General features: G+C 71.9%; 19 protein-coding genes. 11 read left to right on the top strand and 8 right to left on the bottom strand.

All coding sequences use genetic code 11. The annotated features are described in order from the left end of the window. Nucleotides 1–567: 567 nt before the first annotated feature. Nucleotides 568–2,343, top strand: coding sequence for a glycoside hydrolase family 6 protein (locus GA0070561_RS24695; protein WP_091406463.1), 1,776 nt, complete (start codon nt 568–570; stop codon nt 2,341–2,343). A 121-nt stretch (nt 2,344–2,464) separates the two neighbouring features. On the opposite strand, the gene GA0070561_RS24690 is transcribed toward GA0070561_RS24695, so the two are convergent. The 5 genes from GA0070561_RS24690 to GA0070561_RS24670 form a co-directional block, all read right to left on the bottom strand. Beyond that, a complete protein-coding gene (locus GA0070561_RS24690; RefSeq protein WP_091405768.1) occupies nt 2,465–2,851 on the bottom strand; it encodes a hypothetical protein in 387 nt (128 codons plus the stop codon). Nucleotides 2,852–2,984: 133 nt separating this feature from the next. Next, a complete protein-coding gene (locus tag GA0070561_RS24685) occupies nt 2,985–3,293 on the bottom strand; it encodes a hypothetical protein (protein WP_091405763.1) in 309 nt (102 codons plus the stop codon). 16 nt (nt 3,294–3,309) lie between these two features. Next, complete coding sequence (locus GA0070561_RS24680; protein WP_091405759.1) at nt 3,310–4,968, bottom strand: sodium:solute symporter family protein; 1,659 nt, start codon at nt 4,966–4,968, stop codon at nt 3,310–3,312. Nucleotides 4,969–5,161: 193 nt separating this feature from the next. Continuing rightward, nucleotides 5,162–6,205, bottom strand: a complete 1,044-nt coding sequence (locus GA0070561_RS24675) for a hypothetical protein (protein ID WP_091405757.1) — start codon at nt 6,203–6,205, stop codon at nt 5,162–5,164. Between the two features lie 11 nt (nt 6,206–6,216). After that, the gene (locus tag GA0070561_RS24670) at nt 6,217–6,810 is read right to left on the bottom strand and encodes a hypothetical protein (RefSeq protein ID WP_091405754.1); all 594 of its coding nucleotides are present in this window, start codon (nt 6,808–6,810) and stop codon (nt 6,217–6,219) included. 299 nt (nt 6,811–7,109) lie between these two features. On the opposite strand from GA0070561_RS24670, the gene GA0070561_RS24665 reads away from it, so the two are divergent. The 7 genes from GA0070561_RS24665 (at nt 7,110) to GA0070561_RS24635 (ending at nt 15,652) form a co-directional block, all read left to right on the top strand. Beyond that, nucleotides 7,110–9,530 (top strand): sensor histidine kinase, encoded by a 2,421-nt coding sequence (locus tag GA0070561_RS24665; protein ID WP_091405751.1) that lies wholly within the window; start codon nt 7,110–7,112, stop codon nt 9,528–9,530. Further along, the gene (locus GA0070561_RS24660; RefSeq protein WP_091405748.1) at nt 9,530–9,952 is read left to right on the top strand and encodes a roadblock/LC7 domain-containing protein; all 423 of its coding nucleotides are present in this window, start codon (nt 9,530–9,532) and stop codon (nt 9,950–9,952) included. The genes GA0070561_RS24665 and GA0070561_RS24660 overlap by 1 nt, the downstream gene beginning before the upstream one ends. Beyond that, complete coding sequence (locus GA0070561_RS24655; protein WP_091406461.1) at nt 9,942–10,331, top strand: DUF742 domain-containing protein; 390 nt, start codon at nt 9,942–9,944, stop codon at nt 10,329–10,331. The genes GA0070561_RS24660 and GA0070561_RS24655 overlap by 11 nt, the downstream gene beginning before the upstream one ends. Then, nucleotides 10,312–10,914: a GTP-binding protein gene (locus tag GA0070561_RS24650; RefSeq protein WP_091405745.1), complete on the top strand. Its 603-nt coding sequence runs from the start codon at nt 10,312–10,314 to the stop codon at nt 10,912–10,914. Before GA0070561_RS24655 ends, GA0070561_RS24650 begins: the two co-directional genes overlap by 20 nt. Nucleotides 10,915–10,980: 66 nt before the next feature. Beyond that, on the top strand, nt 10,981–12,039 hold the full coding sequence (locus GA0070561_RS24645) for a lactonase family protein (RefSeq protein ID WP_091405741.1): 1,059 nt from the start codon (nt 10,981–10,983) through the stop codon (nt 12,037–12,039). A gap of 157 nt (nt 12,040–12,196) precedes the next feature. Then, nucleotides 12,197–13,954, top strand: coding sequence for a substrate-binding domain-containing protein (locus GA0070561_RS24640; protein WP_091406459.1), 1,758 nt, complete (start codon nt 12,197–12,199; stop codon nt 13,952–13,954). 216 nt (nt 13,955–14,170) lie between these two features. Next, nucleotides 14,171–15,652: a sugar transferase gene (locus GA0070561_RS24635; RefSeq protein ID WP_091405738.1), complete on the top strand. Its 1,482-nt coding sequence runs from the start codon at nt 14,171–14,173 to the stop codon at nt 15,650–15,652. 7 nt (nt 15,653–15,659) lie between these two features. Here GA0070561_RS24635 and GA0070561_RS24630 read toward each other — a convergent pair whose 3' ends face one another. Continuing rightward, on the bottom strand, nt 15,660–16,790 hold the full coding sequence (locus tag GA0070561_RS24630) for a PP2C family protein-serine/threonine phosphatase (RefSeq protein ID WP_091405734.1): 1,131 nt from the start codon (nt 16,788–16,790) through the stop codon (nt 15,660–15,662). Between the two features lie 97 nt (nt 16,791–16,887). On the opposite strand from GA0070561_RS24630, the gene GA0070561_RS24625 reads away from it, so the two are divergent. Beyond that, on the top strand, nt 16,888–17,514 hold the full coding sequence (locus GA0070561_RS24625) for a MarR family winged helix-turn-helix transcriptional regulator (RefSeq protein ID WP_091405729.1): 627 nt from the start codon (nt 16,888–16,890) through the stop codon (nt 17,512–17,514). A 28-nt stretch (nt 17,515–17,542) separates the two neighbouring features. Here GA0070561_RS24625 and GA0070561_RS24620 read toward each other — a convergent pair whose 3' ends face one another. Together GA0070561_RS24620 and GA0070561_RS24615 are read right to left on the bottom strand one after the other, a co-directional pair. Then, nucleotides 17,543–19,153 (bottom strand): PP2C family protein-serine/threonine phosphatase, encoded by a 1,611-nt coding sequence (locus tag GA0070561_RS24620; RefSeq protein ID WP_244166424.1) that lies wholly within the window; start codon nt 19,151–19,153, stop codon nt 17,543–17,545. 126 nt (nt 19,154–19,279) lie between these two features. Continuing rightward, nucleotides 19,280–20,518, bottom strand: coding sequence for an ROK family transcriptional regulator (locus GA0070561_RS24615; RefSeq protein WP_181539352.1), 1,239 nt, complete (start codon nt 20,516–20,518; stop codon nt 19,280–19,282). A gap of 78 nt (nt 20,519–20,596) precedes the next feature. On the opposite strand from GA0070561_RS24615, the gene xylA reads away from it, so the two are divergent. Beyond that, nucleotides 20,597–21,784, top strand: coding sequence for a xylose isomerase (gene xylA, locus GA0070561_RS24610; RefSeq protein ID WP_091405721.1), 1,188 nt, complete (start codon nt 20,597–20,599; stop codon nt 21,782–21,784). 9 nt (nt 21,785–21,793) lie between these two features. After that, a complete protein-coding gene (gene xylB / locus GA0070561_RS24605) occupies nt 21,794–23,221 on the top strand; it encodes a xylulokinase (protein ID WP_091405717.1) in 1,428 nt (475 codons plus the stop codon). Nucleotides 23,222–23,246: the final 25 nt, after the last annotated feature.

Below are 23,246 nucleotides of genomic sequence, written 5' to 3'. Positions count from 1 at the left end.
CTCGGCGACAACCGAGCTAAGACCGACGTTAGACCGTTTCATGACTTATGAAGTGAAAGATTCGCGTTTTGACCTTTGATCGGAGTAAGAGGCGAAGGGGTGCTACGCGGCTTTCGCCGCGCCGAGCGCCGTGTCGGGCGTCGCGGGACCTTGTGGGTGCCGCACGGCGTTCCGCGCTCCCTGCGCCCGCCCTGCCCCGCTCATCGGGTTGCGACGGGCCCGGACCACCCGTGCCGGTCTGGCCCACCGCAGGTATCGTCCGAAACGGCTCCGGCAACGCATCGAGCCATTGCCATGGAAGCGCTCCCATGCAAGAATCGGCGAACGCGGTTCAGAGAGCCACACCGTGCAGGCAGGGGAGTCGAGGGCACCCGGGTAACCGGGCGACACACCCGCCGCCGATCGACCGGCCGACGCATCGGTCGGGCACCACCACCACCATCGCCCGTCCGGGTCGGGCGCCCCCCAAAGAATCCCGTGGCGCCGACGGCCGTCCGTGCAGGACGCCCATCGGGCCGTCCCGCCGGGCCGTACGTGGGCCCGGTCTCGCCCAAGGAGATCAGTGGCATGAATGTGTGGAGAAGGCTATCCGGCCCACGCCGGGCCCTCGCGCTCGCCGGCGCGGGTGCCCTGGTCGCCGGTGGGCTCGTAACGATTCCGGTTACCGCGGCGCAGGCCGCGACGCAGTGCGATATCGCGTACACGAGCAACGAATGGCCCGGTGGTTTCACCGCGAGCGTCACCATCAAGAACGTCGGCGACCCGCTGAACGGCTGGACGCTGGGCTGGACCTTCCCCAACTCCGGCCAGCGGGTGCAGCAGGGCTGGTCGGCCACGTTCACCCAGTCCGGCAGCCAGGTCACCGCCCGGAGCCTGTCCTACAACGGCACCCTGGCCACCGGCGCGTCGACGAGCATCGGCTTCAACGGCGCGTGGAGCGGCAGCAACCCGAAGCCGACCTCGTTCACCCTGAACGGCGTGGTCTGCAACGGTGGCACCACCCCGCCGACCACGCCCCCGCCGACCGACCCGCCGCCCACCACGCCTCCGCCCACCGACCCGCCGCCGACCACGCCGCCGCCCGGCACCAAGGTCGACAACCCGTACGCCGGGGTGCGCGGCTACGTGAACCCGGAGTGGAAGGCCAAGGCGGACGCCGAGACCGGCGGAAGCCGGGTCTCCAACAACCCCACCGCCGTCTGGCTGGACCGGATCGCCGCGATCAACGGCACGCCGGACAGCAGCTCCAACGGTGCCTTCGGGGTCCGTCAGCACCTGGACGAGGCGCTGCGCCAGGGTGCCGGCTACATCCAGTTCGTGATCTACAACCTGCCCGGTCGGGACTGCTCCGCGCTCGCCTCCAACGGTGAGCTGGGCCCGGACGAGCTGCCGAAGTACAAGGCCCAGTACATCGACCCGATCGCCGCGATCCAGGGTGAGTCGAAGTACAGCAGCCTGCGGATCATCAACATCATCGAGATCGACTCCCTGCCGAACCTGGTCACCAACACGTCCGATCAGGCCGGCGGCACGGTCATGTGCGACACGGTCAAGGCCAACGGCGCGTACGTCAACGGCGTCGGCTACGCCCTCGCCAAGCTGGGCGCTATCGGCAACGTCTACAACTACATCGACGCCGGCCACCACGGCTGGCTCGGCTGGGACTCCAACTTCGTCCCGACCTCCAACATCCTGAAGACCGCCGCGGTGGCCTCGGGCAGCACTGTCAACAACGTGCACGGCTTCATCACCAACACCGCGAACTACTCGGCGCTGACTGAGCCGTACTTCAAGGTCACGGACAACGTGAACGGCCAGACGGTGCGGCAGTCCAAGTGGGTCGACTGGAACTTCTACGTCGACGAGCTGTCGTTCGCCCAGGCGTTCCGCAACCAGCTGGTCTCGGTCGGCTTCAACTCCAACATCGGCATGCTGATCGACACGTCCCGCAACGGTTGGGGTGGCTCCGCGCGGCCCACCGGTCCGGGCGCCACGACCAGCGTCGACACGTACGTCAACGGGGGTCGCATCGACCGCCGGGCCCACCTCGGCAACTGGTGCAACCAGGCCGGCGCCGGCCTCGGCGAGCGGCCGCGGGCCAACCCGGCGACGGGCATCGACGCCTACGTCTGGGTGAAGCCGCCGGGTGAGTCGGACGGCTCCAGCAAGGAGATCCCGAACAACGAGGGCAAGGGCTTCGACCGGATGTGCGACCCGACGTACGGCGGCAACGCCCGAAACGGCAACAACCCGTCCGGAGCGCTGGCCAACGCACCGATCTCCGGTGCCTGGTTCTCCGCCCAGTTCCAGGAGCTCATGCGCAACGCCTACCCGGCGCTCTGATCGGGTAGCTCACGCACCAACCCGCTGCCAGTGGTTGGTGAGGCACTGTTGGCAGCAGGTTCCCCCCGGGTCCCCGGCTCGACCGTCACAGGTCGGGCCGGGGACCCCCCTTCGGCCCCGATCAGGGCACGGTGCGTTCGATCGCCGCCCGGCCCTGCTCGGCCAGGTCCCGGCGGGCCTTCTCCAGGTTCTCCGGTGTCAGATCCTGCCCGCGGGCCATCACCAGGTCCTCCGGCTCCCAGGGCTGTTCGCCCCCGGTGCGGATGTTGTCCCCGCCAGCGCCGGTGCCCGTCCCGGTCGCCCCGGTGCCGGCGGCGTAGGGGTCACCGATCAGCTCGTCGGTGTCCGGTGCGAGGTCGTCCGGTCGGCTGCGAGGCTCGGCGAAGCCCGGTGTGTCCCGGTCCGGGCCACCTCCGGTCCGCAACTGCGGCACGGTGGCGTCATCGTCCACCGCCGAGGCCACCTCGGGGCTGTCCTCCAGCGGCGGTTGGCGATCGCGATCGGTCATGGTGCTGCCTCCTGTGTCCGACACGGTGCCTGATTTCCCCCACGTACCCCTTCGTGCCGCGCTCATGCCGCACGGCCCGGCGGTCGGGCCGGGCAGTGCTCGTGCGTGCGGTCGGGGGCAGGTGGTCGGGCGGTCAGGCGTCGGGCTGCTGCTCGTTCGGGGCCGGCGCTTCCGCTGGGCGCCACCACTGCCAGAGCAGCATGAGCAGGCCGAACACGAGCATCGCCAGCCCGGCCCACAGGTTGATCCGTACGCCTTCGGCCTTGTCGATCTCGGCGCGGCTGTCGAAGATGCCGATCAGGGTCACGATGACCCCGTACGCGACGAAGAGGCCACCGATCACCCGGCGGATGTCGAACAGCCGGGCCGCGGCGGAACGCCGCTGCTCCGCCTGCGCCTTGTCGATCAGCGGGTCCTGTGCCGGCTGGCCATCGTTGCTCATCTGCCGACCCCTTTCCTTAGAAGACCGGGATGTAGAAGAGGGCGGCCAGCGCGACCGCGATCAGACCGAGCAGCACCGGGGAGCGGTACCAGGCGGCGTCCCCGACGAGCACGTCGCCCTTGAGGTCGACGCCGCCCATGCCGTACACCAACCCGCGCAGTTCCTCGTCCCGCTTGGGTGAGGTGAGCGGAGTGACGATCGCGGCGACCACCACCGCCGTGACGAACGCCAGACCGGCGCCCCAGAAGCTCTCCTCCAGGTCGGAGTTGAAATCGACCACCCCGCCCTTGTAGAGCAGGTAGAGGCTCAGCGACACCAGGGTGCCCAGCAGCAGCGACCAGAAGCCGGCCAGCGCGCTCATCCGCTTCCAGAACATGCCGATGATGAAGGTGGCGAACAGCGGCGCGTTGAAGACGGAGAAGAGCGCCTGGATGTAGTTCATGATGTTGCTGAACCCGGCCGCGATGAACGCGGTGCCGATCCCGATCACCACGGCGGCGACCGTCGCCCACCGGCCGACCCGCAGGTAGTACTCGTCCGACCGGTCGCGGCGGATGTACGCCTGCCAGATGTCGTAGGTGAAGACGGTGTTGAAGCCGCTCACGTTGGCCGCCATACCGGCCATGAACGAGGCGAGCAGGCCGGTGACCGCCACCCCGAGCACGCCGTTCGGGAGCAGGTCGCGCATCAGCAGCGGGATGGCGTTGTTGTACTGCAGGTCGCCGCTCTCGGCGCCGAGGCCCTTCACCGTCACCAGGGCCACCAGGCCGGGGATGACAGTGACCAGGGGGATGAACAGCTTCGGGTACGCGGCGATGATCGGCGTACGCCGGGCGGCGCTCATGTTCTTGGCCGAGAGGGCCCGCTGCACCTCGGCGAAGTTCGTCGTCCAGTAGCCGAACGACAGCACGAAGCCGAGGCCGAAGACGATGCCGATCCAGTGCGCGCCCAGCGGGTTGGCGGTGCTGCCGGTGTCCTGCCACGCGTGCAGGCCGGCCTCGCCGAGTTTGGTGTCGCCGACCGCGTCCATCAGGCCGTTCCACCCGCCGACCTTGACCAGGCCGATCACGGTGACCGGGATGAGGCCGGCCAGGATGACGAAGAACTGGAGCACCTCGTTGTAGATCGCCCCGGACAGGCCGCCGATGGTGATGTACGCCAGCACGATCGCCGCGCCGACCACGATCGCCGTCCAGAGCGGCCAGCCGAGCAGCGCCTGCATGACGAGGGCCAGCGCGTACAGGTTCACGCCGGCGATCAGCACCTGGGCGACGGCGAAGCTGATCGCGTTGAGCAGGTGGGTGGGTCGGTTGAACCGCAGCCGCAGGTACTCCGGCACGCTGCGGACCTTGGAACCGTAGTAGAAGGGCATCATGACGATGCCCAGGAAGACCATCGCCGGGACCGCGCCGATCCAGTAGTAGTGGACCGTCATCACGCCGTACTGGGCCCCGTTGGCGGCCATCCCGATGATCTCCAACGCGCCCAGGTTCGCCGAGACGAAGGCGAGACCGGTCACCCAGGCCGGCAGGGAACGGCCGGAGAGGAAGAAGTCGACGCTGGTCCGGATGGCCCGGCGCGCGGCGAAGCCGACCCCGAGGACGGTGACGAAGTACAGCGCCAGGATCAGGTAGTCCAGGCCGTTCATGTTGAGCCGAAGACCTTCGCCGTCCATCCCGCCACCCCTCGTCCCGACGTCCGCGCTGGTTGGTGCGCGCGCCCTATTACCCCGTCCGAGCGGTTTCACTCCTGGAGGTCGGGACCGCCGTGTTCGGGCCCTTCGGGCGGTCTGGGGGGCTCCGCGACGATCGGCACGCAAGACGGCGCCCCGGCCGTTTCGGCCGGGGCGCCAGTGTTGGTCGGGTGACTCAGCGACCGAGGACGCGGTCCAGGAAGTCCCGGTAGTTGCGGACCGCCATCCGCAGTTGCTCGGTGTCGGCCGAGCCGGCGTCCTGCCACCCGCCCAGCGTGTTCTTCTGAGCGGCCAGCGCCGAGGAGAGGGCCTGGATGGCCTCCTCCACCAGCGACTGCGCCTCGCCGGCAGCCGCCTGCGGGTCGTCGACGAAACGCAGCTGCACGTCCCGCCAGCGGTCCCGGAAGCCCTGCGCGGTGTCCGTGTCGAGGAGCGTGGCCGGCTCGGCGGCGACCGTCGACCCGGCGGGTCGGGATGTTCCGGCGGACTCCAGCGTGGGGCTGGTGTCGTCGCCGGGGACCGGTTCGCCGTCCGCATCCGGGTCGACCATCTCCGGTGTCGCGCTGCCGTAGCCGGCCGCGCCCGCTGCGGCGGCGTCCCGGTCGCCGGTCAGATCGCCGCGCCGCTCCGGGTCGCCGTCCGTGCTCCCCGGCGGGACGACGGTCCGCGCGGAGGTGTCCGCGTCGGCTCGGTCGTCCAGGTCGGCGGGGTCGTCGACGTCCGCGCTGTCGTCGACGTACGCGTCGCGGCGGTGCAGCTCCGCGGTGGGGTCGGCGCGCAGACCCTCCCGCTCACCGTCCTCGGCGCCGTCGCCCGGCTGGGCGGTCCGCTCGGCCCTCGGGTCCGGCTGATCCTGTGGGTGCGGGCTGGCCAGCGCGGAGGCGGCCACCGCGTCGGCCACCGTGGTGGCGCCGAATGTCGTCGGCAGCGGCCCCGGCTCGTGGAAACCGCCCTCGTCGGTGGACCGGTCGTCGCGCCGGTGGCGCGGGTCGGAGTCGTCGGTCAGCTCGTCGTCGGCCGGGTCGTACGCGGCGTCCCGGTCGGTGTCGTCGGCCCGCTCATGGACGGCGGCCCGGTCGTCGAAGGTGCCCCGGTCGTCGAGGGCGTCCTCCGGAACGTCGGAGCGGCCGGACCGGTCGCCGGCCGGGGGTACCGGCACGGGCTCGGACCGGACGGCCTCCGGGTGGTCGTTGCTCACCTGCTGCTCTTCCTGGCGCATCGGTGGCCTCCTCAGCGGCTCGTGGCGTCGTGGTCCGGGTGGTGGCGCTGTTCGGGCGTGCGTTGGCCGACCGGCTCCTCGCCCAGCAGGTCGGCGAAGAGTGCGCGGTAGTGCACGACCGCCTGCCGCAGCTCCTCGGTGCTGGCCTCGCCCCGGGAGTTGCGCAGGTGGATCTCGTGCGCGTCCCGGTAGTTGGTCAGCGTGCGGGCGTGCTCGACGGAGAGGTGGGCGATCTGGTCGGAGAAGTCACCGGTCGGGTAGCCCTGCTCCTCGATGAGCCGGGTGACCAGTTCGTCTGCGTCGCCCACGGTCTCGCCGGGGGAGTCGATGAAGCGGACCTGGAGTTCCTCCCAGGCGGCGGCGTACCGGGCCCGGGACTCCGGGGTGAGTGGGGTGAGCGTGAGCTCGGCATGCCGGCGTTCCCGGTCGCGCAGTTCGCGCTCCGCGGCGGACCGGCTGTCCTGTTCCGCCACCACCCGGTCGTACTCCGGTCCGAACCGGTTGCGCAGGGCCCGGCGGTTGTTGAGCGAGCGGGCGGCAACGGCCAGCACCGCGGCGATCACCAGCACGACGAGCACGATGACGACTATCTGCGTGGGCGACATGGGCTCCTCCTTCGTCATCTGGTATTCCCTCCGCGCAGTGATCGCCAATCCCGATCCGAGGCACTTTCCTGACGAGGGGCCCAACTACTCACCGGCCAAGACCTGATTCATGCCAGAAGAGGCGCTTGGGGCGGGGAAGACACGGTGAAGACACGGGCGGTAGTGAAACAGCCTCCGATTACGTATCCTGCCCAAGGCGCCCGCGCCGGTGCCCGGCGACGCGGCCGGGCGCGCAGCCGGCAGGCGCGGTGCCCGGCGGTGCCGGCACCCCTCCTGCCACCCTGTACGGGCGAGGTCTGATGAAAACCCGCGACTGGCCGATCCGCTCGAAGCTGACCGCGTTGGTCGTCGCGCCGGTGACCGCGCTCCTGGCGCTGTGGATCTTCGCGACCACGCTGACCTTCGGTCCCGCCCTGAACCTGCTCTCCGCCCGCACCCTGTTGTACGACCTGGGTCGCCCCGGCGAGACCGTGGTCACCGAGCTGCAACGGGAACGCCGACTCTCGGTGGTGCAGCTCGCCGGCAATACCGAGCTGCCCGCACTCGCCGAGCAGCGCGGACGCACCGATCGGGCGGTCGCCGAGCTGCGCCGCCGGGTGGACGGGGAACCGCTGCGCGACGCCGCGGACGACCTGCTGGAAACCCGGGTCGACCAGTTGGTCACCGCCCTGTCGGCGCTGCCCAACGGGCGGAAGTTCATCGACGAGCGCAAGGTGGACCGGGCCGGCGCGATCGGCCTGTACAGCGGCATGGTCTCCGCGGCCTTCCAGGCGTTCGCCGGTATGGCGACCCTGACCGACCCGGACATCAACCGGCAGGCCCTGGCGCTCACCGCGCTGGGTCGCTCCCGGGAACTGCTCGGCCAGAGCGACGCGCTGCTGGCCGGCGCGCTGACCGCCGGACGGTTCGCCGAGGGGGAGCACACCCAGCTCGTACAGGCCATCGGCAACCAACGGTGGCTCACCGAGAGCGCCGTGGCCGACCTGCCCGAGAGCAGCCGGGTCGCGTACCAACGGTTGACCGAGAGCGAGGCGTTCACCCGGCTGCGCAGCATGCAGGACGCGCTGGTCGTACCCAACCGGTCCGGCCGACCGACGGTCGACGCGGCGTCCTGGCAGGCCAGCCAGGACGCGGTGCAGCAGCAGTTGCGGGACTTCGAACTGTCCGAGGCCGACGCTCTCACCGACCGTTCGGTGCCCATGGCGGTCCGCATCCTGGTGCGGCTGGCCGCCGCCGGCGTACTCGGGCTCGTCGCAGTGGTCGTCTCGGTGCTGGTGGCGTTGCGGGTCGGCCGCACCCTGGTCCGTCGGCTCAGCGGCGTCCGCACCGCCGCGCTGGAGCTGGCCGAGCACCGGCTGCCCGACGTGGTGGCCCGGCTGCGCCGTGGCGAGCAGGTCGACGTCGCCCGGGAGGCGCCACCGCTGGAGTACGGCCACGACGAGATCGGCGAGGTCGGGCGCGCCTTCACCGAGGTGCAGCGCACCGCCGTCCAGGCCGCGGTGGACGAGGTCACCCTGCGTCGCGGGCTCAACGAGGTCTTCCTGAATATCGCCCGACGGAGCCAGAGCCTGGTGCACCGTCAGCTGCACCTGCTGGACCGGATGGAGCGGCGCAGCGAGGACCCGGACGAGCTGGCCGAGCTGTTCCAGGTCGACCACCTGGCCACCCGGCTGCGCCGGCACGCCGAGGATCTGGTCATCCTCGCCGGCTCCGCGCCGGGCCGGGGTTGGCGGAACCCGGTCGCGATGGTCGACCTGATCCGCGGCGCGATCTCCGAGGTCGAGGCGTACGAACGGGTGGACGTCAAGGCCGTGCACCCGGCCGGCGTGCTGGGGCGGTCGGTCGGCGACATCATCCACCTGCTCGCCGAGCTGGTCGAGAACGCCACCGCCTTCTCCCCGCCGGACACCCGGGTCACCGTCACCGGGGCGCAGGTGGCCAACGGGTACGCCCTGGAGATCACCGATCAGGGGCTGGGCATGTCCGAGGCGGCCCTGGAGAGCGCCAACATCCGACTGGCCAGCTCGCCCGAGTTCGACCCGGCGCAGAGCGCCCGACTCGGCCTGTTCGTGGTGGCCCGGCTGGCTGCCCGGCACGGCGTACGGGTGCGGTTGCGCCCATCCGGGAAGGGTGGCGTGACGGCCGTGGTGCTGATCCCCGGCGACCTGGTCACCACCGAGCCGCCGGCCGGCCCCGACCCCGCCACGCTCGGTACCGCGTCGGCCGACCCGAGCCGGCGGCTGGCTCGGACGGCGCGCCGGGGTGCCGTGACCCGCCCCCGGACCCGCCCGCCGACGGCCCCGTCCGCCAGCACAGCCCCGCCCGCCCCACCCACCGGAGCGCCGACCTCGGCCATCCCGCCCGCCAATGGGCGCGACGAGGGGTCGGCGACCTCCGACGAGCCGGACGATGAGCTGGATGGCCTGCCCCGCCGGGTGCGCCGTCGTACCCCCACCGCCCAGCCTCGATCGACCGTCACCGACACACCCTCGCCCCGCTCGCCGGAGGAGGTCCGCCAGGTGATGGCGGCGCTCCAGGCCGGCACGGCGCGCGGACGCGCCACCGCAATCACCCCGACGGCGCCAACCGGCCCGACGGCGCCAACCGGCCCGACGGCGCCGACAGGCCCGACGGCGCCAACAGGCCCGGCGGTCCAGGCGGCGCCCACCGACCCGCCGACGACCCCCGAACCCCCGACCGTGACTGAGAGGGACGCCTAGTGCGGCATTCGACGAAGCAGAGCGCCGGCCTGGACTGGCTGCTCGACGAACTGGTGCAACGGGTACCGGCCGCCCGCGAGGCGGTGGTGCTCTCCGCCGACGGCCTGCTGCTCGGCTACTCGGCCGAGCTGGAGCGCTCCGACGCCGAGCATCTCTGTGCGCTGGCCGCCGGCTTCTCCAGCCTCGCCCGAGGCGCCAGCCGGCACGTGGACGGCGGCCCGGTCCGGCAGACCGTGGTGGAGATGGAGGCGGCGTACCTCTTCGTCACCGCCGCCGGGCAGGGTGCCTGCCTGGCCGTGGTGAGTGACGCCGACGCGGACATCGGGCTGGTCGCGTACGAGATGGCGATGCTGGTGATCCGGGTGGGGGAGAGCCTGGCCGCGCCGGCCCGATCGGCAGCGGGTGCCGGAGATGCGGACTGAGCCGCCCGGGCCGCAGCACGAGTGGCTGGACGGTGAAGCCGGCCCGGTGATGCGCCCGTACACGCTCACCGGAGGCCGGGTACGCTCCGCCGTCGACGATTTCAACCTGGTCGCGTTCGTGTTGGCCGGTTCGGACGTCGATACGACAAGCCATTCCCATCTGCTGCCGGAGCATCGACGGCTGGTCACGTTGGCCCACCGGCCGGTGTCGGTGGCCGAACTGGCAGCCGAGCTGGACCTCGCGGTCGGCGTGGTCCGGGTACTGCTCGGTGATCTCCTCGCCGAGGGCCTGGTAGCGGTGCACGAGCCGCCGGCCGCCGGCATCCTTCCCGACGACGACATCCTCAAGGCGGTGGTCAGTGGACTCCGTGCGCTATGACCAGGTGGGCACCAGCACCACCATCCCGCTGGCACTGAAGATCCTCATCGCGGGAGGCTTCGGGGCTGGCAAGACGACCTTGGTGAGCGCCCTGAGCGAGGTCCGTCCGTTGCAGACCGAGGAGGTGCTCACCGGTGCCGGGATCGGCACCGACGACATCTCCGGCGTGGAGGGCAAGTCCACCACCACGGTGGCGATGGACTTCGGCCGAATCACCATCAACGACGACCTTCAGGTCTACCTGTTCGGCACGCCGGGCCAGGACCGGTTCTGGTTCCTCTGGGACGAGCTGGCCTTCGGCGCGCTCGGCGCGGTGGTGCTCGCCGACACCCGGCGGTTGGCCGACTGCTTCCCCTCCATCGACTACTTCGAGCAGCGGGGAATCCCGTTCGTGGTGGGCGTGAACTGTTTCGACGACTCCCGCCGGTTCAACCTGGAGACCGTACGCCGAGCGCTCGACCTGGACCCGGACGTGCCGATGGTGCTCTGCGACGCCCGGGACCGGCAGTCCGGAAAGATGGTGTTGATCTCTCTGGTGGAGCACGTCGCGCGACAGCGCGGCGAGCCGGTGCCGGCGGCCTGAGATCCGGGCCGGAAAGCCGGTTAACGGGCGGGCAACGCGGGCAGCCTCTGGTTGGATCAACGAAGGATGCCGGCGGAGGAGTTGGGCGTGAGCAGTCAGGGTGAGGTCGTCCACATCGGGGGTTACACCGCGCAGAGCGGCGGGCGGGGCAGCGGCATCGTCGCCGCTCGCCGCGACCCGCGGACCGGGGCGCTGACCCCGCTCGGCACGGTGGCGGTCACCCCGTCCCCCTCCTTTCTGACGCGGCACCCCACCCAGCCGGTGCTCTACGCGGTCAACGAGCTGACGGACGGCGAGATCAGCGCCTGGCAGGTCGGGGCGGACGGCGCGCTGGACCCGCTCGGCAGTCGGTCGACCGGCGGCGCCGAGCCCTGCCACCTGGCGGTGCTGCCCGGCGGGGGTCACCTGCTGGCGGCCAACTACGGCAGCGGCAGCATCGCGGTCTTCCCGCTCGACCCGCAGGGCGTGCCGGGCGAGCGCACCGACCTGGTGGTGCACGAGGGGCACGGCCCCGACCCGGAGCGCCAGGACCACGCCCACGCCCACATGGTCTCGCCCGGGGTGGGCCAGGGGCCGATCTTCGGCGTGGATCTCGGCACCGACTCGGTCTACCGGTACGACCTGGACGAGGCGACCGGACGACTGGTGCCGCGTGCGCCCCGGATGCGTACGAAGCCCGGCACCGGCCCCCGGCACCTGGCCCGGCACCCCGACGGACGGCGTTGCTACCTCGTCGGTGAGCTGGACGCCTCGGTCATCGCCTACGAGCTGACCGACGACGGCGCGTTGCACCAGCGCGGGCGGGTCGAGGCGAGCGAGCGCGCCGGTCACGTCCAGCCGTCGGAGGTCACTGTCGCGCCGGACGGCCGGTTCCTCTACGTCGCCAACCGTGGGGTGGGGACCGTGGCGGTCTTCACACTGGCCGGGGAGCTGCCCGAGCTGGTGGCCGAAGTGGACACCGGCGGGGAGTGGCCCCGGCACTTCGCCCTCATCGGGGAGCACCTCTACGTCGCCGACGAGCGGGCGGACATGGTGCGGGTGTTCCGTCGCGACGCCGACACCGGCGTCCCGGAGGCGGTCGGCGAGCCGGTGCCGGTGCCGAGTCCGACGTGCGTACTGCCCTGAACGATGACTTAGAGACGTGAGGGCGACACTGATTTGGCAACGCCGTGAGGCTGCCGCATCACTCTCTGTTGCAAAAAAGTGGTCAACTGTTTCTCCTCCGTAACTTTAGTCCGAACGGATGTGGCAGAGACGGCACCTAGTACGCAAGATGGTCACCGTGTCAGCAGGCCGCCATCGCATGCGTTCGAAACTCCACCTAGCCGCCGCCGCCGCAACGGCGGGGGTGCTCGTCGTGACGACGGGCGCGTGGTTCGGCTATCAGGAGTTGATCCAGCCCAGCTGCTCGGGAGAGATCCGACTCGCCGTAGCGGTCGCCTCCGAACTCGCGCCAGCGGTGGACGCCGCCGCGTCCCAGTGGGTCAAGGATGGCGCCGCGGTGGGCCCGACCTGCATCCGCGTCGACGTGTCCGCGTCCGACCCGGTCGACGTGGCGGCCGTGGTGGCGGCCAAGCACGGCGCTGTGCTGGCCGGCGTGGGGCAGGCCAGTGGCACCGCCGTCAGCCCGGACGTCTGGGTGCCCGACTCCTCGACCTGGCTGCTGCGGTTGAAGAAGGACGCGACCGCGTTCGCTCCGACCAACGGCGCCTCCATCGCGCGCAGCCCGATCGTCGTCGCGATGCCCGAGCCGATCGCCACCCGGCTGGGCTGGCCGGACAAGAAGTTCAACTGGACCGACCTGCTCAAGCAGGTCATCAACACCGGCACGCCGCTGCGGACCGGGATCGTCGAGCCGACCCGCGACGCGGCGGGCCTGTCCGGTCTGCTCTCGCTGACCGCGGCCGCCAACGGCGCCGGTGGCGACGCCCAACGCAACACCGTCGGCGCGCTCCGCGCACTGGCCATAGGGCGTTCCTCGCTCCGTAACGACCTGCTGGCCCGCTTCCCCACGGCCAACGACGCCACGTCCATCGCCAGCGGTCTCGGCGCGGCGGCCCTGTCCGAAGAAGACGTGATCGCGTACAACAGCAAGAAGCCGCCGGTGCCGCTCGCCGCGCTCTACATGGAGCCGGCGCCGATGCCGCTGGACTACCCGTACGCGGTGCTGCCGGGCATCGAGCCGACCAAGGCGTCGGCGGCCAAGGTGCTGTTCGAGCTGCTCACCAGCCCGACCTTCCGCAACCGGCTCGCCGCGCAGTCGCTGCGAGCGCCGGACGGCAACTGGGGCGAAGGTTTCAAGGCGCCGCAGGGTGCTCCGAGCCCGTCCGGCGGCGCGCCCACCGCACCGGCGAACGGCGGCACCGCGGCGGGTGGCCTCGACCCGGCCGCCATCCAGCGGGTCGTCTCCAGCTGGTCGATCGCCACCCAGTCCGGTCGGATGCTCGCCGTCATCGACGTCTCCGGCTCGATGAAGGACCCGGTGCCCAGCGCCAACAACCGCAGCCGGGAGGAGGTCACCGTCGACGCGGCCCGTCGCGGCCTCGGCCTCTTCGACGACTCCTGGTCGATCGGCCTGTGGACCTTCTCCACCAAGCTCGTCGGCAACCGGGACTACCGGGAGCTGGTCCCCATCGGGCCGCTCTCCGGCCAGCGGGCCCAGTTGGAGGGCGCGCTCGCCACCGTCAAGCCTTCCAGCGGTGACACCGGCCTCTACGACACCATGCTGGCCGCGTACCAGGCGGTGCAGGAGAACTGGCAGCCCGGCCGGGTCAACTCGATCGTGCTGTTCACCGACGGCAAGAACGAGGACGACAACGGTCTCAACCAGCAGCAGCTGCTCAGCAAGCTCAAGCAGATCGCCGACCCGGAGCGGCCGGTCCAGGTCATCATGATCGGTATCGGCGAGGGCGTCAGCAAGGCAGAGCTGGAGTCGATCACCAAGGTGACCGGTGGCGATGTCTTCGTCACCAAGGATCCGAGCGAGATCGGCAGCATCTTCCTCAGCGCCATCGCACGGCGTCCGCCAGCCCCGCGCTGATCCGACGCTCAGACGTCCAGGGGCCTGCCGTACCGTCGATTCGGTGTGGCAGGCCCCTTTTCGGCCACCAGGTTGTTGAAGAAAAGTGACGGCAATACGTCGGAAGCAATCGGCAGTCATAGTTGTCAAGGCAGGATGTCGACTGTTCCGGCATAGTCGGTCCGCCTCCGGTCCGAGCCGTCGGCCGGGGCCATCCTGTACAGAGTGGGAGGGCCGGTGAGCGTGGCGACACTGTTGACCCCCGCCACGTCGGCGGAGCCGGACGGTCGACGCGCCGGGCTGGTGGCGCGCGCCGACGAACGGTCCTACGTCCGGGTCCTGGTGGTGCTGGACACCACCATTCTCATCATCGCGCTGCTGATCGGGTACGTCGCCCGTTTCGGTGACGACGAGCCGACCGGCTCGGAGATCCCGTACGTGCTGGTCGCCCCCGGGTTGGTGCTGGCCTGGCTGATCTCGCTCAAGGCGCTCGGCTGCTACGACGACCGGGTGATCGGCTACGGGGCGGACGAGTACCGGCGGGTCAGCTCCGCCAGCCTGCGCCTGGCCGGGGCGATCGCCATCATCGGCTACATCGCCGACGTCGGCGTCTCCCGGGGCTTCCTTGGCATCTCCTTCGCCGTGGGCACCGTCGGGCTGGAGGTGGCGCGGTTCGCCGCCCGCAAGCGACTGCACCGGGCCCGCTCGCTGGGCGCCGGCTGGTCCCGCAAGGTGCTGGTGGTCGGCGACACCGCCCACGTGTTGGAGTTGGTCCACACGCTGCGCCGTGAGCCGTACGCCGGCTACCAGGTGGTGGGCGCCTGCATCCCGGACGCGCTGCTCGCGCCGGTGGCGCAGCGGCTGGGTGACGTGCCGGTGGTGGGGTCGTTCCGGGGTATCCCGGAGGCCGCCACCGCGATCGGCGCGGACACTGTCGCGGTGACCGCCTCCGGTGAGCTGACCGCGACCCGGCTGCGCCGCCTCGGCTGGCAGTTGGAGGGGACCGGCATCGACCTGGTCGTGGCACCCGCGCTGACCGACGTCGCCGGCCCGCGCATCCACACCCGTCCGGTCGCCGGCCTGCCGCTGATCCACGTCGAGGCGCCCGAGTTCCGCGGGGTCCGCAAGCTGGTGAAAGGTTTCGTCGACCGGTTCGTCTCGTCGCTGGCGCTGGCGGTGCTGCTGCCGCTGATCGCGTTCATCGCGCTGGCCATCAAACTGGACAGCCGGGGCCCGGTGCTGTTCCGGCAGGTCCGGGTCGGCCGGGGCGGGCAGGAGTTCGGCGTGTTCAAGTTCCGCACCATGGTGGTGAACGCGGACGCGCTGCTCGCCGAGTTGACCGCGCGCAACGAGACCGACGGCCTGATGTTCAAGATGCGCCACGACCCCCGGGTGACCCGTGTCGGCCGGCTGCTGCGCAAATGGTCACTGGACGAACTGCCGCAGTTGGTCAACGTGCTGCTGGGGCAGATGAGCCTCGTCGGGCCCCGCCCGCCGCTGCCCTCGGAGGTGGCCCGCTACGACGGCGACGTGGCCCGGCGGCTGCTGGTCAAGCCCGGCATGACCGGTCTGTGGCAGGTCAGTGGCCGTTCCGACCTGAGCTGGGAGGACGGCATCCGGCTCGACCTCTACTACGTGGAGAACTGGTCCCTCGCCGCCGACCTCACCATCCTCTGGAAGACCTTCGGCGCGGTGCTGAACGGCCGCGGCGCGTACTGACCACGGCTCACGCCTGCGGGCCGGTCCAGTCCAGGCAGACGACCACCGCGTCGTCGACCAGGTCACCGGCCACGAACGCGCGCAGATCACCGATCAGCGACCGGACGGCGTCCAGGGGGGCCATCGGCCCGGTCCGCCGCAGGAACCGGTCCAGCGCCGTCTCGCCGTAGCGCATGTGCTGACCGGTGGCCTCCACCACCCCGTCGCTGACCACGAAGAGCCGGTCGCCGCGCTGCAGCGCGAACTTCTGCTCGTGGTAGTCGGTCGCCTCGAACATGCCCAGCGGGAACTGCGCCTCCAGGGGCTGCTCGGTGACGTCCCCGTCGCGGAGCAGGACCAGTCGGGGTGACCCGGCGTCCACCACGGTCATCATCCCGGAGCGCAGGTCCAACTCCATCAGCAACGCGGAGAGGTGCTGCTCGCCCCGGTACAGGTCGTAGATGGCCTGATCGGCGAGGGCGGCCTGGTCGGCCAGGCTCAGCCCGGCCCGACGCGCGTTGCGCAGCGCGTGGGTGGCCAGCGAGGTGAGCAGGGAGGCGGCCACCCCCTCACCGGTGCCGTTGATGGTGGACAACCAGACCCGTTCCCCGTCGTCGGACCAGTCGAAGCTGTCGCCGCGCACCGCGTACGCCGGCTCCAACTGCCCGGCCAGGCTGAACGAGGGACGGATCCGACTGCGGCCGGGAAGCAGGTCCCACTGCATCTCGGCGGCCAGGGTGAGGCGTTGGGTGCGCCGGGCCGCCAGATAGACGTCGGTGCCGGCGGAGACCGCCGCCACCTCGTGGGCGAGCGCGGTGGCGATGTCGGCCAGGTCGGCGACGATCTCCCGGTCGTCCGGAACGGGCGACAGGCACAGCACCCCTCGACGCTCGCCACGCATGGTGACCGGGAACCAGGCGGTGCCGTCGGTCAGTATCGGCGACTGGTGGTCGAAGGCGCGCCAGGCCGGGTGCCCGGGGTTCGTGATCGAGTCACCGTCGGTGAGTGGCAGTAGTTCCGCGAGTCGGTAGTCGACCTGGTACAGCTCGACGTCGGTGATCCCGTACGCCTGGGCGAGCACGTCCCCGATCCCACCGACGAGCCGGTCAGCTGGTGTCTCGTTCAGGGCACGTCGTGCCCGATTGACCGGTTCGCTCATCGTCAGTCCTTCACTGAAAGCTCGACCACCAGGAGGTTCGGAGTACTCTCGGGCCACCATGGCCGAACTGAACCGTCCGACGGACCCTGAGACGAGTATGGCTGCCGCGCTGGATGCGGCAGCCGCTGCCCTGCTGGGCATCTGGGAGTCTGCCCGGGAGGGCACCGCCAACCGCGTGTCCGGAGCCCAGTTACGCGCGGTGATGGTGGTGGAGCAGTACGACGGGATCAACCTGCGTCGGCTCGCCACCCGACTCGACATGCTGCTCAGCTCCGCCAGCCGCCTCTGCGACCGGCTGGTCGCCGCCGGCATGCTGGAGCGCGAGCCGGGCCGCTTCGACCGGCGGGAGATCTCGCTGCACCTCACCCCGGAGGCCCGCCGGCTCCTCGCCCAACTGCGGGCCGATCGCCAGGCCCAACTCGCCGCCGTGTTGGCCGGGATGAGCCCGGAGGGCCGCGACGCGCTGCTGAGCGGGATCCGGGAGTTCGACGAGACCGCCCGCCGCCAGCAGACGCAGAACGCGCCGACGCCGGATGAGCCGACGGGCCAGGGGGACTGGCCGAACGACCCGGACCGGCCCGGTGGGCGGTCGGGGGACTGGTCGGGCGATTCGGGTCGGCAGATCCGAACGGGGTGGACGGGTTCGTCGGGCGGTCCGGAAGGATCGGTCGGCACCACCAGGGAATGGTCGGCCGGCGACCCGCCGGTGGCGCGTACCGCCTGATCAAGCCGGCCGGGCCGGCACCCGCCGGTCATGCCGACGTCGACGCGCCCACGGCCAGCATCGCGATGTCGTCGTGGGCCTGCCCGCCCAGCCAGTCGTCGACCGCGCGGAGCACCCGGTCGATCAGCGCGGCCGGCGGTTGCCCGGCCGCCGACGCGAGCGTGGCCCGCAGCCGGGCCTCGCCGAACATCGCGGCGTCGCGCGGGCCGCGAGCCTCGGTCACCCCATCGGTGTACGCGAGCAGCAGATCGCCCGGGTCGAGGTGCACCCGGGTCTCGGCGAACCGTGCGGCCGTCAGCGCCCCCACCGGCATGCCACCGACCGGAACCGGGGTTACCGTGCCGTCGGCGGTGACCAGCAGTGGCGCCGGGTGACCCCCGCCGGCGACGCGGACGTCCAGCCCGGCCGGCCCCCGGTCCAGGGAACCGAGCAACAGGGTGGTGAACTGGTTACGCCGTGCCGCGTCCGGCGCGTCGAACAGCGCCTGGTTGAGCAGGTGGATCAGCTCCAGCGGGCGTTGCTCGACGAGCCTCAGCGTCTGCAACGACTGGCGGACCCGGCCGGTCAGCACCGCCGCGCCCACGCCCTTGCCGCACACGTCGCCGAGCGCGAACAGGGCGCCGCGCGGGTGCGGAAACACCTCGTAGAAGTCGCCGCCGATGCGCAGGGTGTCGCCCGCTGCCCGGTAGCCGCCGGCCATGCTCACGCCGGGCACGACGGGCAGCTCGGGCGGGAGCAGACTGGTTTGCAGCACCCGGGCCAGGTGGGCCTGCTCGCCGTGCAGGTCGGCGGTGGCCAGCGCGGCACCCGCGCGGGCGGCGAACTCCCGGGCCAGCTCCACGTCGCGCCTGTCGAAGCCGGCCCGCCCGGACCGGCGGATGAGCAGCAGCGCACCGGCCGACCCGCTGGCGCTGAGCAGCGGGCTGACCAGCACCATGCCCGGGGGGCCGAACTCGGGCGGCAGCAGGTCGGCCAGGTCGGTGAGCGGGGCGTCCGGCCAGGGGCCCGGCTCGACCCGGCCGCCGGCCAGCGCTTCGGCCAGCCCGGGCACGGAGCTGGTCAGCGCGGGGCTGGCCGGCCCGGTGATCGGGGCGGGCTCGCCGTCGGCGTACCGGATCCATCGGGGGTGCGGCTCGGCCGGCACTGTCGGTCGGGGCAGTGCCACGGCGACGTCGGCCAGGTAGGGAACGGCGAGTGTGGTGGTGGCCAGGAGAACCTGGTCCCGGTGCAGGGCCAGCGCCAGCCGACTGCCGGCCTGGGCGAGGAACGCGGTGCGGGAGCGTTCGGCGAGCAGGGCGTCGGCGCGGGCATGCTCCTCGGTGACGTCGCGGACATACCACGCCCACCGGGAGCCGGCGAGTTGCCGTCGGACGCCGCGCAGCCGCCGGCCGTGGTGGTCGGCGTCGAAGCGGTCAGCGCCGCTGGCGACCGCCCGGGCCAGGGCTGCCACCGAGCAACCGGCCAGCTCGGTGCCGGCGGCGATCTCCGGGATCAACTCGGCCGCCATGGCGTTGACCAGGGTGACCCGACCTGTCCCGTCCGTTGTCAGCACGGCCTCGGCGAGCCCGTCGAGCAGCTCCCGGGCCAACCGTTCGTCGGCTGGCAACGGGGTGCCGCCGGGTTGCTGGGTCGTGGTCACCGCCGGACGCCGGCTCGCGTCTGACGACGTGTGCGCATGCTGCTTCTCGACTCCTCACCGGGGATCGTTGCCTGAGAGCAAGGGTACCGATTCTCTCCGACAGCGGCGCACGGCGCGGGGTGGCGATCAGCCGGCGCGGGCCAGCCAACCGGCGGGCTGGGCGACGATCCTGCGCACCACCGAGCCGGCGGCGCCTACCGCGGCGGCCTCCGCGCCGAGCGTCGACGGACGGACCGTGACCGGCGACCAGGCTGCGGTGAGCACCCGGGCACCGATCTCGGCGAGGACCGGGGGGCACAGCCAGGGTGCGAGCGCCGCGTAACCGCCACCGAGCACCACGGTGTCCAGGTCGAGCAGGTTGACGACGCCGGCCACCGCGACGCCGAGTGCCGTTCCGGCGTCGTGCAGCGCCCGCAGCGCGTCGGCGTCGCCGGCCTCGGCCAACTCGGCCAACCGGGCCGTCGCGGTGTCCGCGGGAAGCTCCGCCCGGGCCAGCCCGGCGGCGGCCACGATCGCCTCCTGGCCGGCGTACTGCTCCAGGCAGCCCTGCCCACCGCAGCGGCACGGACGGCCCTCGGGGTGCACCGGAAGGTGCCCGATCTCGCCGCTCCACCCGCGTACGCCGCGAAACAGCGCGCCGTCCAGCACGATGCCGGCGCCGATGCCGACCTCTCCGGAGATGTGCAGGAAGCTGGACGGGCCGGGTGGCAGAGAGTGCAGCTCGCCGAGCGCGGCGAGGTTGGCCTCGTTGTCCACTGTCAGCGCGGGGATGCCGGGCACCTGCTCGATCATCGGAGGGTGCTCGGCGAGCAGCGCCGGCACCGGAACGTCACGCCAGCCGAGGTTCGGCGCGAGCCGGACCAGCCCGGCGTCGTCCACCAGGCCGGGCACCGCGAGCGCGGCCCCGACCAGGGTGAGGCCGCGCCGGGCAGCGTCCTCGCGGGCTGCCCCGGCCATCTCGACCAGGCGGGCCAGGGCGTCGGCGGGGGCCACCGGGCGCAGGTCGGCCCTGTGCACCGTGCGGTGCCGGACCTGGCCGGCGAGGTCCACCACGCAGACCGCCAGGTAGTCCACGTTGACCTCCAGGCCGAGTCCGGCCGGCCCCTGATCGGCCAGGACCAGTCCGCGGGCCGGTCGGCCGGCGCCCGAGCGGGGCGCGGGATCGGACTCACTGACGAGCCGGCCGGCGAGCAGGTCCTCGACCACCGCGGACACGGTGGCTCTGGTCAGGCCGGTCGCGGTCGCCAGGTCGGCCCGGGAGGGAGGTCGGTCGGCCATGGCGATCCGACCGAGGACCAGGGCGAGGTTGAGCTCGCGAAGGCTGCCCTGACGGACTGCGCCGGCCGGGGCGTGGGTGAGGCTCACCCCTTGACAGTGCCATAGGGTGGGCAAATAATTCAATCGCTGAACAAATAGATGACAACACCACCCCGGAGGTTGCTCATGGCACCCCGTCCCACCCCCGCCGACAAGTTCTCCTTCGGGCTCTGGACCGTGGGCTGGCAGGCCCGCGACCCGTTCGGTGACGCCACCCGTCCCGAGCTCGACGCGGTCGAGGCAGTGCACCGGCTCGCCGAGCTGGGCGCGTACGGCATCACCTTCCACGACGACGACCTGATCCCGTTCGGCGTCGACGCGGCCACCCGTGACCAGCACATCGCCCGGTTCCGCAAGGCCCTCGACGAGACCGGCCTGGTGGTGCCGATGGTCACCACCAACCTCTTCACCCACCCGATCTTCAAGGACGGCGGCTTCACCAGCAACGACCGCGACGTCCGCCGGTACGCGCTGCGCAAGGTGCTGCGTCAGGTCGACCTGGCCGCCGAGCTGGGTGCCAGCACCTTCGTCATGTGGGGTGGCCGCGAGGGCTCCGAGTACGACCTCGCCAAGGACGTCCGGGCCGCCCTGGACCGCTACCGCGAGGCCGTGGACCTGCTCACTCAGTACTCCATCGACAAGGGCTACAACCTGCGGTTCGCCCTGGAGCCCAAGCCCAACGAGCCGCGCGGCGACATCCTGCTGCCGACCATCGGGCACGCGCTCGGTTTCATCTCCCAGCTGGCCCACCCCGAGTTGGTCGGCCTCAACCCGGAGGTCGGCCACGAGCAGATGGCCGGGCTCAACTACGCCCACGGCATCGCCCAGGCGCTCTGGCAGGGCAAGCTGTTCCACCTGGACCTCAACGGCCAGCGCGGCATCAAGTACGACCAGGACCTGGTCTTCGGCCACGGTGACCTGATGAACGCGTTCGCCCTGGTGGACCTCCTGGAGAACGGCGGCCCCAACGGCGGGCCGGCCTACGACGGCCCCCGGCACTTCGACTACAAGCCGTCCCGCACCGAGGACATGGAGGGGGTGTGGGCCTCCGCGGCGGCCAACATGAGCACCTACCTGCTGCTCAAGGAGCGGGCAGCGGCGTTCCGCGCCGACCCCGAGGTGGTCGAGGCGCTCGCCGCCAGCAAGGTCGGCGAGCTGAGCACGCCGACGCTCGGCGACGGCGAGGGCTACGAGGAGCTCCTGGCCGACCGCTCCGCGTTCGAGGACGTCGACGTGGACGCGGTGGCCGCCCGGGGCTTCGCCTTCGTCCGGCTCAACCAGCTCGCCGTCGAGCACCTGCTCGGCGCCCGCTGAGGCCCCGCCATGCCGTTGGTCGCAGGCGTTGACTCGTCCACCCAGTCCTGCAAGGTGGTGATCCGGGACGCGGAGACCGGAGCCCTGCTCCGGCAGGGCCGGGCACCGCACCCGGACGGCACGGAGGTCGACCCGGAAGCCTGGTGGCAGGCGCTACGTAGCGCCGCCGACCAGGCCGGCGGGTTGGCCGACGTGGCGGCGATCTCCGTCGCCGGCCAGCAGCACGGCATGGTGTGTCTCGACGAGGACGGCCGGGTGGTCCGCCCGGCGCTGCTGTGGAACGACACCCGATCCGCCGACGCCGCCGCCGACCTCATCGAGGAGGCCGGCGGCGGCTCGGCCGGGAGTCGGTTCTGGGCCGAGGCCACCGGCAGCGTTCCGGTGGCCAGCTTCACCATCACCAAGCTGCGATGGCTGGCCAGGCACGAACCGGAGCTGGCCGCCCGGGTTGCCGCCGTCTGCCTGCCACACGACTGGCTGACCTGGCGGCTGGCCGGCGCACCGGGGTTGGGCGCGCTGCGCACCGACCGGGGCGACGCCAGCGGCACCGGTTACTGGTCGCCAGCGACCGGCGACTACCGACTGGACCTGCTGGAGCGGGGCTTCGGTCGGCGGTTGGTGGTGCCCGAGGTGCTCGGTCCGGCCGAGTCGGCGGGCAAGCTCGCCGACGGCCTCGGCGGGCCGGGCGGAGCACTGCTCGGCGCGGGCACCGGCGACAACGCCGCCGCCGCGCTGGGCGTCGGCGCAGGCCCTGGTGACGTGGTCGTCTCGATCGGCACCTCCGGCACCGTGTTCAGCGTCGCCGACGTGCCGGCCGCCGACGAGAGCGGCACCGTAGCGGGCTTCGCCGACGCGTCCGGCCGTTTCCTGCCCCTGGTCTGCACGCTCAACGCGGCCCGGGTGCTGGACGCCGCCGCCGCGATGCTCGGCGTCAACCTGGACGAGCTGGCCGAGCTGGCGCTCTCCGCGCCAGCCGGGGCGGACGGGCTGGTCATGGTGCCCTACCTGGAGGGTGAGCGGACGCCGAACCGACCGTTGGCCACCGGTGCGGTGCACGGCCTGACCCTGCGCACGTCGACCCCCGCGCACCTGGCTCGGGCCGCCGTGGAGGGCATGCTCTGCGCGCTCGCCGACGGACTGGACGCGTTGACCGCGCAGGGTGCCACCGCCCGCCGGGTCATCCTGGTCGGCGGCGGGGCCCGGTCGGCCGCGGTGCGTCAGATCGCCCCGCAGGTCTTCGGCTGCCCGGTCGTCGTCCCGCCAGCCGGGGAGTACGTCGCCGACGGCGCCGCCCGCCAGGCCGCCTGGGTCGCCCTGGGCGGCGCCGCGCCGCCGGTCTGGGCGGTCGAGGGCACCGAGGAGTACGCGGCGGCGGCCGTCCCCGCCGTCCGCGACCAGTACGCCGCGGCGCGCGGGTTGGTACTCGACCGGCGCTGACCGTCGGGATCGACGCGGATGGGTG

The organism is Micromonospora saelicesensis (assembly GCF_900091575.1).
In the GTDB taxonomy this organism is placed as follows: Bacteria; Actinomycetota; Actinomycetes; order Mycobacteriales; family Micromonosporaceae; genus Micromonospora; species Micromonospora saelicesensis.
This window is presented reverse-complemented; position numbering and strand designations above follow the sequence as displayed.